This window comes from Paenibacillus sp. FSL P4-0176 (genome assembly GCF_037975265.1).
GTDB lineage: Bacteria > Bacillota > Bacilli > Paenibacillales > Paenibacillaceae > Paenibacillus > Paenibacillus amylolyticus.
In genome coordinates this window covers 342,852-358,031 of the sequence record NZ_CP150242.1, presented here as the reverse complement: position 1 = coordinate 358,031, position 15,180 = coordinate 342,852, and the positions used below count along the sequence as shown (strand labels likewise).

7 protein-coding genes, 17 tRNA genes and 3 rRNA genes are annotated in these 15,180 nt (G+C 48.1%); 2 read left to right on the top strand and 25 right to left on the bottom strand.

What is annotated here, in order from left to right:
- Window positions 1-249 precede the first annotated feature (249 nt).
- Both MKY95_RS01760 and MKY95_RS01755 read left to right on the top strand, forming a co-directional pair.
- On the top strand, window positions 250-1,932 hold the full coding sequence (locus tag MKY95_RS01760) for an AraC family transcriptional regulator (RefSeq protein WP_315371995.1): 1,683 nt from the start codon (window positions 250-252) through the stop codon (window positions 1,930-1,932).
- A gap of 94 nt (window positions 1,933-2,026) precedes the next feature.
- Window positions 2,027-3,049 carry an ABC transporter substrate-binding protein gene (locus MKY95_RS01755; protein WP_083669887.1) on the top strand — a complete coding sequence of 341 codons (1,023 nt, stop codon included), beginning with the start codon at window positions 2,027-2,029 and terminating at the stop codon, window positions 3,047-3,049.
- A 224-nt stretch (window positions 3,050-3,273) separates the two neighbouring features.
- Here MKY95_RS01755 and MKY95_RS01750 read toward each other — a convergent pair whose 3' ends face one another.
- The 25 genes from MKY95_RS01750 to MKY95_RS01630 form a co-directional block, all read right to left on the bottom strand.
- Window positions 3,274-3,879, bottom strand: a complete 606-nt coding sequence (locus MKY95_RS01750; protein ID WP_076319609.1) for a short chain dehydrogenase — start codon at window positions 3,877-3,879, stop codon at window positions 3,274-3,276.
- A 184-nt stretch (window positions 3,880-4,063) separates the two neighbouring features.
- Window positions 4,064-4,134: transfer RNA gene (locus tag MKY95_RS01745), tRNA-Gly, on the bottom strand.
- A 12-nt stretch (window positions 4,135-4,146) separates the two neighbouring features.
- Window positions 4,147-4,220 (bottom strand) — tRNA-Pro (locus MKY95_RS01740).
- Between the two features lie 16 nt (window positions 4,221-4,236).
- Window positions 4,237-4,313, bottom strand: a tRNA-Arg gene (locus MKY95_RS01735).
- Window positions 4,314-4,319: 6 nt separating this feature from the next.
- A tRNA-Gly gene (locus MKY95_RS01730) sits at window positions 4,320-4,394 on the bottom strand.
- Between the two features lie 8 nt (window positions 4,395-4,402).
- Window positions 4,403-4,489, bottom strand: a tRNA-Leu gene (locus MKY95_RS01725).
- A 9-nt stretch (window positions 4,490-4,498) separates the two neighbouring features.
- Window positions 4,499-4,574, bottom strand: a tRNA-Lys gene (locus MKY95_RS01720).
- Between the two features lie 9 nt (window positions 4,575-4,583).
- Window positions 4,584-4,658 (bottom strand) — tRNA-Gln (locus MKY95_RS01715).
- A gap of 11 nt (window positions 4,659-4,669) precedes the next feature.
- Window positions 4,670-4,745, bottom strand: a tRNA-His gene (locus MKY95_RS01710).
- Window positions 4,746-4,842: 97 nt separating this feature from the next.
- Window positions 4,843-4,918 (bottom strand) — tRNA-Thr (locus MKY95_RS01705).
- Between the two features lie 23 nt (window positions 4,919-4,941).
- A tRNA-Asp gene (locus MKY95_RS01700) sits at window positions 4,942-5,019 on the bottom strand.
- A gap of 26 nt (window positions 5,020-5,045) precedes the next feature.
- Window positions 5,046-5,119 (bottom strand) — tRNA-Met (locus MKY95_RS01695).
- 16 nt (window positions 5,120-5,135) lie between these two features.
- Window positions 5,136-5,211, bottom strand: a tRNA-Val gene (locus MKY95_RS01690).
- Between the two features lie 6 nt (window positions 5,212-5,217).
- A tRNA-Glu gene (locus MKY95_RS01685) sits at window positions 5,218-5,289 on the bottom strand.
- Window positions 5,290-5,304: 15 nt separating this feature from the next.
- Window positions 5,305-5,396: transfer RNA gene (locus MKY95_RS01680), tRNA-Ser, on the bottom strand.
- Between the two features lie 3 nt (window positions 5,397-5,399).
- Window positions 5,400-5,475, bottom strand: a tRNA-Asn gene (locus tag MKY95_RS01675).
- Window position 5,476: 1 nt separating this feature from the next.
- A tRNA-Ala gene (locus MKY95_RS01670) sits at window positions 5,477-5,552 on the bottom strand.
- A 33-nt stretch (window positions 5,553-5,585) separates the two neighbouring features.
- Window positions 5,586-5,659: transfer RNA gene (locus tag MKY95_RS01665), tRNA-Ile, on the bottom strand.
- Window positions 5,660-5,718: 59 nt separating this feature from the next.
- Window positions 5,719-5,835: ribosomal RNA gene (rrf, locus tag MKY95_RS01660) — 5S ribosomal RNA — on the bottom strand.
- Window positions 5,836-5,911: 76 nt separating this feature from the next.
- A 23S ribosomal RNA gene (locus tag MKY95_RS01655) occupies window positions 5,912-8,837 on the bottom strand.
- 310 nt (window positions 8,838-9,147) lie between these two features.
- Window positions 9,148-10,700, bottom strand: a 16S ribosomal RNA gene (locus MKY95_RS01650).
- Together the 16S, 23S and 5S rRNA genes with 17 tRNA genes alongside form the textbook arrangement of a ribosomal RNA operon.
- A 615-nt stretch (window positions 10,701-11,315) precedes the next feature.
- Entirely contained in the window at window positions 11,316-12,281 is a 966-nt protein-coding gene (gene rocF, locus MKY95_RS01645) for an arginase (protein ID WP_083669988.1), read from the bottom strand.
- Window positions 12,271-13,491, bottom strand: coding sequence for an ornithine--oxo-acid transaminase (locus MKY95_RS01640; RefSeq protein ID WP_076320405.1), 1,221 nt, complete (start codon window positions 13,489-13,491; stop codon window positions 12,271-12,273). Before MKY95_RS01640 ends, rocF begins: the two co-directional genes overlap by 11 nt.
- Window positions 13,492-13,632: 141 nt before the next feature.
- Window positions 13,633-14,289, bottom strand: coding sequence for an amino acid ABC transporter permease (locus MKY95_RS01635; protein WP_076320404.1), 657 nt, complete (start codon window positions 14,287-14,289; stop codon window positions 13,633-13,635).
- Window positions 14,290-14,312: 23 nt separating this feature from the next.
- On the bottom strand, window positions 14,313-15,134 hold the full coding sequence (locus tag MKY95_RS01630) for a transporter substrate-binding domain-containing protein (protein WP_076320403.1): 822 nt from the start codon (window positions 15,132-15,134) through the stop codon (window positions 14,313-14,315).
- Window positions 15,135-15,180: the final 46 nt, after the last annotated feature.

The window sequence follows — 15,180 nt, the reverse complement described above, 5'->3', positions numbered from 1 at the left end:
AAGATTTTCACTAATTATTCGCTCAACGGTTTAGATGATGGGAACTATGTATTGGCTATTTTCCAACTCGGTAACCTATTTCAATTCAAGTTATAGTGGAAAGTTACGCGGTTCAATGATTAGAATTCGCTATTTCATTTTCATATTATCATATGGACTTCTTATTTGAATGACAATATGCGATAATTGATAATTATTCTCAAATACATCATATGTAATGTTACTATTGCAAGTTAAGGAGGGATTCTGGTGACTTTGCAAGTCTTTCCACTGATATCTAACGGTGACCATACCCGTGACCTATATGCAAGATTCAAGACATCCGAAGTTCTCGATCAAGCGTCTTTTCTTGCCCCATTCGTATTAGCGGACTCACATCTTCTGCTCATCTGTACTGGCGGTGAAGCCGATATCCGTATTGGGCATAGGCTGAATCATGCCACACTCGGCAAGATGTATCTAATCCTGCCAGGAACAGCGATAGAATATACAACGGATGAGGTTCATCCTTTACAGGGCATCGCGATATATTTTGATATGTTGAAGCCTCTCTCCGACATCAATAAAGCTACTTCCGGATCTACTGTAATGGAGGTATACCAAAAAGGGTTACTTCGTTCGGCTTATGCCGATGAGTTACCGCATGAACTTTTTCAGGAATGTACCAGAATTGCCTCACAGCTCCATGAATGCATCTCTGTACCTCAAGAAAATCGTCCATTTCGTATTCAGACTTTGATGCATGAATTGTTAACCCATGTGTATGCTCCTCCCAAAGAAAGTGCAATAGGAGATTCCGAACACACCTCTGCTTTGGATCAAACGCTTGAACTTATTGAGCTTGGATATGCTGAGCATCTTTCTCGTGAAGTTCTTGCCGGAGTGGCAGGCATGAGTGTGTGGCACTATTCGCGGGTATTCAAAAACAGCACTGGCATCAGTCCCATGGAATACGTGAATAGCATCCGCATGGACCGGGCCAAAGAGATGCTGCTCGTCCCCGGCCAAACCATCAAACATATCGCCTCACAGGTTGGTTTTCAGGACGAGTTTTACTTTAGTCGCAAATTCAAAAAATATGTTGGCGTGTCTCCCTCTACCTATCAACGACAGAAACGCAGTAAAATTGCCGCTCTCTCCTTCGGAACCACTGGCCATCTGCTGGCATTACAGATCATCCCCCATGCGGCATTGATCGATAACCGACGGGATCAACACAGGAATCTTTTTTTCTCCAATATCCCTTATCATCTGGGGCGTAGCAAACGAATGAATCCTCATATCTGGCAAACCAACGTTGAGTTGTTGATGCAAGCGAGCCCTGACCTCATACTCTGTAATGAGTACGAAGCCCATACGTTAAAAAGAACGCTACAGCGAATTGCGCCTACCATCGTTATCCCATGGAAAGGATTGAGCTGGCGGGAACACTTCATACAAGTTGCCTCCATTGTGGGACAGCAACAAGATGCTCAGCAATGGTTGGAGCAGTACGATGACAAGGTAATCCAAGCCAAAGAGCAGCTTACTCATTTAATCGGTAAGGATACGGTCTCCATTATTCATATCATGATGGGTCATCTGTTAATCTACGGGCGACGCAATGGGGGCGCTGTTCTATATAACGACCTGGGCGTGGCGCCTTCACATGATCTGCTTCCAGGGCAAGTCTATCGTGCATTGGATGAACAGGAGTTGCCTCAAATGGTTGGAGATCGCATGTTACTGATTGTGGACCAGGACTCAGAATCCCAGCAACGTTGGCATAAACTACAACATACTCAGCAATGGCAAGATTTGATGCCTGTGCAGAACCAACATGTATATCTGCTAGATGAAATGCCGTGGTTGGATTATTCACCATATGCTCATGATCAGATCATCGATGAAACCCTGAAACTTTTTGGTGGAACTCAGCACATTAATCCATGACCGGATAGCACAGAAGGCTATGTCTCCCCCAACATGAGACCGCTACAATATAAAGTGTACTGAGAATCAATATCATTAGAAACACAGGGGGATTATGATGTACAAACAGCATTATGTCAAAATAACGGGGATACTGTTCATACTCGCCATGTTACTTGTTGCGTGTGGGCAGACACCTGCAAGCACTTCGCAGCCATCTGCAGATGGCGACTCATCCACTGAATCAGCTACTAAGACCGTGGAGAGCGCCAGTGGCAGCAAAGAAATCCCGGCACATCCTGAACGGATTGTGTCCATTAATATGGAGGATATTCTCCTCTCCTTGGAGGTACCACTGGTACTTGCTACACCTATTGGCCGGCAAGATTATCTGAATGAGCAACTTGAAGCCCAAGGCGTGGCTGTCGAACCCATTAATGAAAGTGTCAATTTTGAAGCTGTAGTTAGCGCCAATCCGGACCTCATTATTGCCAATGCCAGTTTGGATGCCAAAATTCTCGAACAACTCGAGAAGATCGCGCCTACGATCACTTATGATCGCCGTAATTGGCAGGAATCTATCGTGCAGGTAGCTAATGCGCTAGATATTGAAGAGCGGGCTGAACAGCTTTTACAAAAAAATAAAGATCAAGTAACTGAAGCTCAGAAGCTTGCAGCCGATATCACCAAGACCAAACCTACAGCTGCATTCCTGCGCCTGGAAGAGAAGGATATGCGTTTGTTCTTCTCTTCCATTCCATCCACGCCATTCCCAGCTTCCAGTTATGTAGGAGCGGGTTATGAGGTTGGATTCACTCCCGATGCTCTCGTTACCAAACTCGAGGCAGAGAACCCGGATCGGATGAATGCCAGTATCTCGGTAGAACTTTTGCCTGAAATCAAAGCAGACTATCTGTTTATCGTGTCCATTAGCTCAGATGGGTCAGCTGAAGCGTTGCAAAAAACAAAAGATGAACTCAACGAAATCCAGCAACTCCAAGTATGGAAAAGCTTACCCGCTGTCCAAAATGGTCATGTCTATGTCCTCAATGCTAAGAAATGGCTCATTGACGGCCCCATTGCCGAATCGCTCAAACGTAATGAAATGCTCGAAGTTCTTGGACTACCTGCTCCATAATAGTAAACATACCGTCTGTTTCATCCACAGCAAACAAAAGGAGATTCACCGGATTTTCGGTGGATCTCCTTTATATTTAATATTCCAAATGGCCTCATTCAGTCCTGTTTTATGAAAAATCATTCTACATGCTTAACAGCTAAATGTATTTCATGTACACCTTTCTCATCCTGCATTTAATTAGGGATAGGTAATCATCAAAATCATATATAACTTTCCGGCTTTTAATATATTTTAAAATTTTGGGCTGTTTCAATCCCAAGTGCACTCTGGATAAACGTATTAGCCACTTTCTCTACAGGTACAGGATTAAATCCAATAAAGAAATCCTTATATTTTTCCGCAGACTCTACAAACAGATTAGGACTAACCGAATTCAAACGAATGCCTCTTGGTAACTCAAACGCTGCCGCTTTGGCAAACGAATCAATAGCCCCATTGACCATAGCACTTGATGCACCTTGCTCAATAGGGTGGTCTTGTATAATGCCACTGACCAGCGTGAAACTCCCCTTGTCGTTAATATAGTGCTGTCCAATCAATACGATATTGACCTGTCCAAGCAGTTTACCCTGCACACTAATCATATTGTTCTCAGGTGTCAGTTCTTCGAGTTTAGCATAATGGGTCTGGCCCGCCGCCACAATGACGTAATCAATATTTCTCACCGTTTCGAAGAGGGTAGTAATACTCTCTGTCGACGTCATATCCACCTGAACATCTCCGGATTGTCTACCTGCTGTAATAACCTTAACGGAATAATCTCTCAGTTTCGCAACGACGGCTTTACCTAATGTTCCGTTTCCACCAATGACCAGAGCTCTTTTCATTACTGTTTGTCCTCCTTTATAAATAAATACGGTTAATCAGATACGAATTGTTCTATTTATTTAAACAAAGATTCCATCCTTAATCAAATGACAATTGACCCTATTTTAAATAAATTACACTTATTCTTTTTAACACAAAAAAAGCCTTTGTTATAAGCAAAGGCTCTTCTATATGTTACTAGGAAGCGGGTGATGGGAATCGAACCCACGCTATTAGCTTGGAAGGCTAAAGTTCTACCATTGAACTACACCCGCAAATAAAAAAAATCGGGATGACACGATTTGAACATGCGACCCCCTGGTCCCAAACCAGGTGCTCTACCAAGCTGAGCTACATCCCGATACTTATGAGAATAATGGCGCGCCCTGAGAGATTCGAACTCCCGGCCTTTTGATTCGTAGTCAAACGCTCTATCCAGCTGAGCTAAGGGCGCAAATATTGGAGCGGAAGACGGGAATCGAACCCGCGACCCTCGCCTTGGCAAGGCGATGCTCTACCGCTGAGCCACTTCCGCAAAACATATGGTGCGGTCGAGAGGACTCGAACCTCCACGGGGGTTAGCCCACACGGACCTGAACCGTGCGCGTCTGCCAATTCCGCCACGACCGCAAAATATAATGGTGAGTCATGAAGGGCTCGAACCTTCGACACCCTGATTAAAAGTCAGGTGCTCTACCAACTGAGCTAATGACTCGTAATGAAATGGCTGGGGATATAGGATTTGAACCTATGCATGACGGAGTCAAAGTCCGTTGCCTTACCGCTTGGCTAATCCCCATTAAAAAATCATGGGGCGATCGAGGGGAATTGAACCCCCGAATGCCGGATCCACAAACCGGTGCGTTAACCACTTCGCCACGACCGCCATAGAGTAAGCCATTCATCCACTAAGAGAATCTTAGTATTAACAGTTTTACTTGTAATATACATTCTATCACAAATTCAGATGTAAATACTAAAAATGGTGCCGGCGAGAGGACTTGAACCCCCAACCTACTGATTACAAGTCAGTTGCTCTACCAGTTGAGCTACACCGGCACGGTGTATATTTAATTAAAAAATGGCGGAACCGACGGGATTCGAACCCGCGATCTCCTGCGTGACAGGCAGGCATGTTAGGCCAACTACACCACGGTTCCAGATCACTTTCTCAAGGAAAGTATAATTGCGGGGGCAGGATTTGAACCTGCGGCCTTCGGGTTATGAGCCCGACGAGCTACCGGGCTGCTCCACCCCGCGTCGTTATAAAGTTATATGGTGGAGGCTGAGGGGATCGAACCCCCGACCCTCTGCTTGTAAGGCAGATGCTCTCCCAGCTGAGCTAAGCCTCCATAATATGACCCGTAGGGGATTCGAACCCCTGTTACCTCCGTGAAAGGGAGGTGTCTTAACCCCTTGACCAACGGGCCTTGCTAAAAAATATCTGGCGGAGAGAGAGGGATTCGAACCCTCGAGACGCTTGTGACGCCTACACGATTTCCAATCGTGCTCCTTCGGCCAGCTCGGACACCTCTCCATATGGCTCCCCGAACAGGGCTCGAACCTGTGACAACTCGATTAACAGTCGAGTGCTCTACCAACTGAGCTATCAGGGAATGGTGGAGCCAAGCGGGATCGAACCGCTGACCTCCTGCTTGCAAGGCAGGCGCTCTCCCAGCTGAGCTATGGCCCCATACACTGTGTATTTCTTGTTGTGGTCTTGCTATGGGCCCTGGTGGACTCGAACCACCGGCCTCACCCTTATCAGAGGTGCGCTCTAACCAACTGAGCTAAGGGCCCTAATATATATCCCTTATTCCTTGGCAAGGGGGGCAAAAAAAATACCCCAAAGGGAAATCGCTTGGCGGCGTCCTACTCTCCCAGGACCCTGCGGTCCAAGTACCATCGGCGCTAGAGGGCTTAACGGTCGTGTTCGGGATGGGTACGTGTGGAACCCCTCCGCCATCGCCACCAAACGCATAGCTTACATTTCAGAGTTGTTGTTCTCTGAAAACTAGATTCGAAACGAAACATGCGAATTACAACTTGCTATTGGATAAGCCCTCGACCGATTAGTACTGGTCAGCTCCATGCATTGCTGCACTTCCACCCCCAGCCTATCTACCTCGTCGTCTTCAAGGGGTCTTACATACTGGGAAATCTCATCTTGAGGGGGGCTTCACGCTTAGATGCTTTCAGCGTTTATCCCGTCCGTACATAGCTACCCAGCGGTGCTCCTGGCGGAACAACTGGTACACCAGCGGTACGTCCATCCCGGTCCTCTCGTACTAAGGACAGCTCCTCTCAAATTTCCTACGCCCACGACAGATAGGGACCGAACTGTCTCACGACGTTCTGAACCCAGCTCGCGTACCGCTTTAATGGGCGAACAGCCCAACCCTTGGGACCTACTTCAGCCCCAGGATGCGATGAGCCGACATCGAGGTGCCAAACCTCCCCGTCGATGTGGACTCTTGGGGGAGATAAGCCTGTTATCCCCAGGGTAGCTTTTATCCGTTGAGCGATGGCCCTTCCATGCGGTACCACCGGATCACTAAGCCCGACTTTCGTCCCTGCTCGACTTGTAGGTCTCGCAGTCAAGCTCCCTTATGCCTTTGCACTCTTCGAATGATTTCCAACCATTCTGAGGGAACCTTTGGGCGCCTCCGTTACTCTTTAGGAGGCGACCGCCCCAGTCAAACTGCCCACCTGACACTGTCCCCGCACCGGATTACGGTACCAGGTTAGAACCTAGATACGATCAGGGTGGTATCCCAACGTTGCCTCCACGCAAGCTGGCGCTCACGTTTCAAAGGCTCCCACCTATCCTGTACAGATCGTACCCAAATTCAATATCAAGCTGCAGTAAAGCTCCATGGGGTCTTTCCGTCTTGTCGCGGGTAACCTGCATCTTCACAGGTATTAAAATTTCACCGGATCTCTCGTTGAGACAGCGCCCAAGTCGTTACGCCATTCGTGCGGGTCAGAATTTACCTGACAAGGAATTTCGCTACCTTAGGACCGTTATAGTTACGGCCGCCGTTTACTGGGGCTTCGGTTCACAGCTTCGGATTGCTCCTAACCACTCCCCTTAACCTTCCAGCACCGGGCAGGCGTCAGCCCGTATACTTCGCCTTACGGCTTCGCACAGACCTGTGTTTTTGCTAAACAGTCGCTTGGGCCTTTTCACTGCGGCCCCCTCGTGCTATTCACACTACCGGGGCACCCCTTCTCCCGAAGTTACGGGGTCATTTTGCCGAGTTCCTTAACGAGAGTTCTTCCGCGCGCCTTAGAATACTCTTCTCGCCTACCTGTGTCGGTTTGCGGTACGGGCACCATCACCTGGCTAGAGGCTTTTCTTGGCAGTGTGAGATCATGACCTTCGCTACTATAATTTTCGCTCCCCATCACAGCTCAGCCTTACAATGTGCGGATTTGCCTACACATCAGCCTTACTGCTTAGACGGACATCCATCAGTCCGCGTCACTACCCTACTGCGTCCCCCCATTGCTCATAACGGCTTACGGTGGTACAGGAATTTCGACCTGTTGTCCTTCGACTACGCCTTTCGGCCTCGCCTTAGGTCCCGACTTACCCTGAGCGGACGAGCCTTCCTCAGGAACCCTTAGGCTTTCGGCGGATCAGATTCTCACTGATCTTTTCGTTACTCATACCGGCATTCTCACTTGTATAATGTCCAGCGCTCCTTACGGTACACCTTCAACCCTTATACAACGCTCCCCTACCCCTGATGCAAAGCATCAAGCCATAGCTTCGGTGGTGTGTTTAGCCCCGTTACATTTTCGGCGCAGAGTCACTCGACCAGTGAGCTATTACGCACTCTTTCAATGGTGGCTGCTTCTAAGCCAACATCCTGGTTGTCTGTGCAACTCCACATCCTTTCCCACTTAACACACACTTGGGGACCTTAGCTGATGGTCTGGGCTGTTTCCCTTTTGACAATGGATCTTAGCACTCACTGTCTGACTCCCGGAAGTAAGTCTATGGCATTCGGAGTTTGACTGAGCTTGGTAACCCTTGCGGGCCCCGCACCCAATCAGTGCTCTACCTCCACGACTCTGTTTTCCGAGGCTAGCCCTAAAGCTATTTCGGGGAGAACCAGCTATCTCCGAGTTCGATTGGAATTTCTCCGCTACCCCCACCTCATCCCCGCATTTTTCAACATGCGTGGGTTCGGGCCTCCAGTGCGTGTTACCGCACCTTCACCCTGGACAGGGGTAGATCACCCGGTTTCGGGTCTACGTCCACGTACTCAGTCGCCCTATTCAGACTCGCTTTCGCTGCGGCTCCGGCTCTTCACCTTAACCTTGCACGGGAACGTAACTCGCCGGTTCATTCTACAAAAGGCACGCCATCACCCCTAAAACGGGCTCTGACTTTTTGTAAGCACACGGTTTCAGGTTCTATTTCACTCCCCTTCCGGGGTGCTTTTCACCTTTCCCTCACGGTACTGCTTCACTATCGGTCGCTAGGAAGTATTTAGCCTTGGCAGATGGTCCTGCCGGATTCATACGGGGTTTCACGTGCCCCGCACTACTCGGGATCCGTCTCGGAGGGAACCAACTTTCAACTACAGGGCTTTTACCTTCTTTGGCGGGCCTTTCCAGACCTCTTCGCTTAACCGGTTCCTTTGTAACTCCATGTGAGACGTCCCACAACCCCAAAGAGCAAGCTCTCTGGTTTGGGCTTCTCCGCGTTCGCTCGCCGCTACTGACGGAATCACTATTGTTTTCTCTTCCTCAGGGTACTTAGATGTTTCAGTTCCCCTGGTATGCCTCTGCATAACCTATGTATTCAGTTATGAGTAACTGGAAATTACCCCAGCTGGGTTTCCCCATTCGGACACCCCCGGATCAAAGCTTGCTTACAGCTCCCCGAGGCAGTTTCGTTGTTCGCCACGTCCTTCATCGGCTCCTAGCGCCTAGGCATCCTCCGTGTGCTCTTAGTAGCTTAACCATTTTGTTCCGGTTTCGGTCGCTCGCTTCCCTTGTTTTGCTTGCGCAAAGCCAAAAGTCGCTCTCACCCGATACCCTCACAAAAGCAATTTAACTACCTTTATACACTTGACTTGTTTGCACAAGTTCAGCTTAAAGGAATGTTCTAATTCGCGTTTGTTTCGTTTCGATATCTAGTTTTCAAAGAACAAGCTCCATGCAAAAGCAAGCTGTTTGAGAGTTTGAGCTCTCAAAACCGAACAACGAGTGAGTGTTTTTGCAGCTAAGCTGCATATTTGAATGTTTCCGTTGCAGGAAACGATTCTCCATAGAAAGGAGGTGATCCAGCCGCACCTTCCGATACGGCTACCTTGTTACGACTTCACCCCAATCATCTATCCCACCTTCGGCGGCTGGCTCCTTGCGGTTACCCCACCGACTTCGGGTGTTATAAACTCTCGTGGTGTGACGGGCGGTGTGTACAAGACCCGGGAACGTATTCACCGCGGCATGCTGATCCGCGATTACTAGCAATTCCGACTTCATGCAGGCGAGTTGCAGCCTGCAATCCGAACTGAGACCGGCTTTGTTGGGATTGGCTCCATCTCGCGATTTCGCAGCCCGTTGTACCGGCCATTGTAGTACGTGTGTAGCCCAGGTCATAAGGGGCATGATGATTTGACGTCATCCCCACCTTCCTCCGGTTTGTCACCGGCAGTCTATCTAGAGTGCCCATCCGAAATGCTGGCAACTAAATATAAGGGTTGCGCTCGTTGCGGGACTTAACCCAACATCTCACGACACGAGCTGACGACAACCATGCACCACCTGTCTCCTCTGTCCCGAAGGAAAGATACATCTCTGCATCGATCAGAGGGATGTCAAGACCTGGTAAGGTTCTTCGCGTTGCTTCGAATTAAACCACATACTCCACTGCTTGTGCGGGTCCCCGTCAATTCCTTTGAGTTTCAGTCTTGCGACCGTACTCCCCAGGCGGAGTGCTTAATGTGTTAACTTCGGCACCAAGGGTATCGAAACCCCTAACACCTAGCACTCATCGTTTACGGCGTGGACTACCAGGGTATCTAATCCTGTTTGCTCCCCACGCTTTCGCGCCTCAGCGTCAGTTACAGCCCAGAGAGTCGCCTTCGCCACTGGTGTTCCTCCACATATCTACGCATTTCACCGCTACACGTGGAATTCCACTCTCCTCTTCTGCACTCAAGTCACCCAGTTTCCAGTGCGATCCGGGGTTGAGCCCCGGGATTAAACACCAGACTTAAATGACCGCCTGCGCGCGCTTTACGCCCAATAATTCCGGACAACGCTTGCCCCCTACGTATTACCGCGGCTGCTGGCACGTAGTTAGCCGGGGCTTTCTTCTCAGGTACCGTCACCTTGAGAGCAGTTACTCTCCCAAGCGTTCTTCCCTGGCAACAGAGCTTTACGATCCGAAAACCTTCATCACTCACGCGGCATTGCTCCGTCAGGCTTTCGCCCATTGCGGAAGATTCCCTACTGCTGCCTCCCGTAGGAGTCTGGGCCGTGTCTCAGTCCCAGTGTGGCCGATCACCCTCTCAGGTCGGCTACGCATCGTCGCCTTGGTGAGCCGTTACCTCACCAACTAGCTAATGCGCCGCAGGCCCATCCCCAAGTGACAGATTGCTCCGTCTTTCCAGTTTCCTTCAGGCGAAGAAAACAATTATTCGGTATTAGCTACCGTTTCCGGTAGTTGTCCCAAACTTGAGGGCAGGTTGCCTACGTGTTACTCACCCGTCCGCCGCTAAGTATCAAGGAAGCAAGCTTCCTATCAACTCCGCTCGACTTGCATGTATTAGGCATGCCGCCAGCGTTCGTCCTGAGCCAGGATCAAACTCTCCAATAAAGTATTGAAAAGAGCGATAAGCTCATTTTGAATCTGACGAGATTAAAAATCTCATTTGTGCTCCAGTCGATTCAAGCCAAGGCTTGTTTCAAACTTTCGCGTTCATTCTGCAAGCAGAATGTTTACTCACTCGTTGTTCAGTTTTCAAAGATCAAACTTGTTTCGTTACTAAATATTGTTCTCTTCAGCAACTCTTATATAATATCATGTCCGAACCAACTTTGCAAGCTCTTTTTTTAAGTTTCTTTCGAAGCTTATTTCATTCGCTTGCCGCACCGTGTAAACCGTGTTTTCTTGGCCGGAATTAGAATATATCATGTACAGATTTCAATTGCAAGTCTTTTTTCAAAAATTATAATCAACCCACATCATCAGCACAATATGTAATCTGACGCTCCTGTACATACAAATAACTCTCAGCATCCTTATTACAGCGCTTCTAATATACATATCCATTAAACATAACCAGGGAAGCCACTTCCACTGCGATTGCAGTGAACAATTGATTGTGACTAGCCCTAGTTTTCGGAGATCTCAGTTTTCTTTCCTTCTATAATAGATAAGAAAGTATATTCCTTGGGTACAGCTTACACATTCCGTTTCACTTCTCAGTGCTTACAATATGCGCTTACCAAGTAAGGAAGCGATCAGTTCCACACCAAGCCTTGCCGTATGTCTATTGTGATCAAACAACGGATTCACCTCAACCAGTTCCATCGACGTAACTTGATTTGTGGAAGCAAGTATCTCCAATGCATAATGTGCCTCTCGGTAATTCAGACCACCAGGTACTGGAGTGCCCACACCCGGAGCTTCCCGCGGATCCAGACAATCCATGTCGAAGCTGACATGAATACCATCTGCCCCTTTTCCCGCTGTAGCTATTGCTTCCTCAATAACTTGCTTTATTCCCATCCGGTCAATATCATGCATCGTAAATGCTCGGATTCCCAGTCCCTTAATCTGCTCTTTCTCATACTCATCCAGATCACGCAGACCAATATAGACCAAGTTGGACGGATCAATAAACGCGCCTGCTCCAGCAATGTGCGACAGATTGAATGCAGTATGCCCCAAGGATGCAGCCACACTCATCCCATGCATATTACCGGACAAGCTGCGTTCTTCCGTATTCAAGTCTGCATGCGCATCAAACCAGATCACACCCAAATTCGAATAGTGTGCTGTTAGCCCGGCAAAAGTACCAATCGCTACACTATGATCTCCCCCAAGCACAAGTGGGAAAGCCCCCTCCTCTACTGCGCCTGATACTTCACTACACACCTTCTCACTGACCTGACGTACCTCATTTAAGTGTTTTACACGATTTCGCTCAATAGGGGCAGCTGGTTCAGAAGGACAATCTACCCGCACTTCTTTGGAAAGCACTAGCCCAAGACTCGCAATCTCCCGCTTCAGTCCAGCTGTAATCAATTCATCCGGCCCCAACTCTGCTCCACCTCTTGCTCCACCGAGTCCAAAAGGAACCTTAATGATAGCAATATTACGTCGCACAGATGTTTGACTTGTATCAATAGAAGTATCTTTTATTCCACCATGGACATCATCATCATTTTTCATGTAGGTCAGCTCCCTCTTTGGTGATCAATACCTGCTCAATTCTCTCCAGTGCCCAATCAATCTCGGACTCTTTAATCGTCAGTGGTGGGGCAAATCGAATGGTTGTCTCATGCGTTTCTTTACACAGCAGTCCAGCAGACATCAAACGCTCACAATAAGGGCGGGCTGGTTCATGCAGTTCAACACCGATAAACAAGCCTTTCCCCCGAATATCCCGTATGGCTGAACTGCGAATATCTCGAAGTCTTTTCATAAAATAGTTCCCCAGACGCTCCGATCGCTCGGCAAGCTTCTCATCTTCAAGAACTTTCAGAGCTGCTATAGCTACGGCGCAGGCGAGTGGGTTACCCCCAAACGTAGAACCATGAGACCCCGGCTCAAACAAGTCAAGTATCTCCGCATCAGCAGCAATAGCCGAGATCGGCATGACTCCTCCCCCCAGCGCTTTGCCCATAATCCAAATGTCCGGTTCAACCCCTTCCCAGTCGGAGGCAAAACGGCGACCTGTTCTTCCAAATCCGGTCTGGATCTCATCAGATACAGTCAACACCTGCTGGCTCTCACACAGAGCAAAAGCTTCTGCCAAATATCCATCAGGCGGGATAACGATTCCTGCTTCGCCCTGAATAGGCTCTACAAGAAAACCAGCCGTATTTGGTGTAATGGCCTGCTTCAGCGCTTCTATATCTCCATAGGGAATAATCCGAAATCCAGGTGTGAACGGTCCAAAATCTTTTTTATACTCCGCTGAAGAAGAAAAAGACGTAACCGTCAGAGTTCTTCCATGAAAGTTACCAGAGCATACGATAATCTCGGCTTGATTTCCCGGTACACCTTTGCAACGATAAGCCCATCTACGTACCGCCTTCACCGCAGTCTCCACCGCTTCCGCTCCTGTATTCATGGCGAGAATCTTGGATTTCCCCGTGAATTGTGAGAGTTTCTGATAAAAAAGAGAAGCGGAGCTGCTGTGGAATGCCCGTGATGTCAGCGTAACCTGATCTGCCTGATCCTTGAGCGCCTGTATGATCACAGGATGTCTATGACCATGATTCAATGCAGAGTATGCACTTAGCATATCCATATAACGGCGGCCTTCAGGGTCTTCCACCCATACCCCTTCCGCCTGTTCAATAACAATAGGGAGCGGATGATAATTAGGTGCAGCATAACGCTCTGACCAATCAATTAACATTTTGGAATCTGACATACACACCCAACACCTTTCCAAAATATTGTATACAAAATACAATAACAATGTATGCGATGCCATCGCCATTTACGACTACATCTCTCTTTTTCCACTCCAGCCTACTCCAAGCCTTTCTCGAATCAAATCCTTTATCCATAGTTAGCGAGAGGTAGACAGTCTACGTTCCAACCAAGAGAGTAAATTAGCCAGTGTAAATGTGATTATAAAATAGAGGCCGGCGGCAACAAGCAGCGGAGCAAGCGGCTGGAACGTAACACCCTGAATCGTTCTGGCCGTGTATATAATCTCGGCTATGCCGATCATGGAGACAAGCGAAGAATCTTTAATGATAATAATGAATTCATTACCGATGGCTGGAAGCATGTTACGAAAAGCCTGCGGCAGTATAATATAACGAAGTGTCATACCATTTGTCATACCAAGGGAGCGCGAAGCTTCGGTCTGTCCTTTATCAATCGCTTGAATCCCGGCCCTGAACACCTCTGCCATATAGGCCGAGCTATTCATCGTCAGAGCTACCACCCCCGACATAAATGCCGGCAAGTTCACACCTACAACCGTCAGACCATAATGAATAATAAGAATCTGTACGAGCATTGGCGTTCCCCGAATGAGTTCAATATACGCCGATGCCACAAATTTAATTGGCCATATTCGGGATATTCGCATTAGCGCCATGAATACACCCAGCAACGTACCAAACAATACGCCGAAGAAGGAAAGTTCAAGCGTGACCCACGCACTTCGTGCATAATCCTGCCAATGTTCTAATAGAAAGGAAAAATCTAAATTCACGGCATATCCCTCACTCGTCCGGTTTATTCGCCGAGCATCTCATTCGCTTCAACGACGAACCGTTCAATATCTCCGTTTGTTTTGAGCTTTTCCAATGTAGTGTTGATCTGATCCAGCAGCTTCTGATTACCTTTCTTCACCGCGATGGCCGAACCACCCTCGTCTTCAGCCTGTTCAACCTCCACACCTGCAACAACAAGCCCCTCTTGGTTCTTCACATACTGTTCAGCCACCGGCTTCTCCAGGATGAGTGCGTCTACACGCCCCGTCTGCAACTCCAGAATCAGCTCAGGTATTTTGGCCAGAGAAGTGAGCTTTGCTCCCTCTATTTCCTGAGCAATCCCTTCCTGAATGGAACTCTTTTGCACGCCAACCTGTTTGCCTGATAGATCATCTATGGACTTTAATGCGGTATCTTCCCCTTCTCTAACAAGTACAGCCTGCTCTGCATAATAGTAGATATCCGTAAAATCAACATTCTTCTTTCGTTCTTCGGTAGGGGTTAAGCCTGATATCACAAAATCAACCTTATCTGAACCGAGGGCCATAAGAAGGCCATCAAAGTCCATGTCCTCAATCTTCAGCTCGGCTCCCAGATCAGCCGCAATTGCTTTGGCAATCTCGATGTCAAAACCTACAATGGTATCTTTACCATCGATTTTCTTATGAAATTCATAGGGTGCATAGTCCGCACTGGTTCCAAGTACAATGACTTCCTTTTCCGCAGAGCTACTGCCCGAAGACGAAGTAGCGTCTGATCCGGTCTCTGTCGTTTTTTCCTGCCCACATGCGGACATGAATACAACCACTAACAACAGCATCATTGGCAAAAGCACTTTTTTCACACATCATACCCCTATTCTTTTTTTGAATGAGTAACATAATGGTTTG

What these genes read in the sequence shown, in the direction of transcription:
- MKY95_RS01755 (WP_083669887.1), top strand. Translation starts at nt 2,027, where the DNA reads ATGATGTACAAACAGCATTATGTCAAAATAACGGGGATACTGTTCATA.
- MKY95_RS01750 (WP_076319609.1), bottom strand. Translation starts at nt 3,879, where the DNA reads ATGAAAAGAGCTCTGGTCATTGGTGGAAACGGAACATTAGGTAAAGCC.
- rocF (WP_083669988.1), bottom strand. Translation starts at nt 12,281, where the DNA reads ATGAAAAATGATGATGATGTCCATGGTGGAATAAAAGATACTTCTATT.
- MKY95_RS01640 (WP_076320405.1), bottom strand. Translation starts at nt 13,491, where the DNA reads ATGTCAGATTCCAAAATGTTAATTGATTGGTCAGAGCGTTATGCTGCA.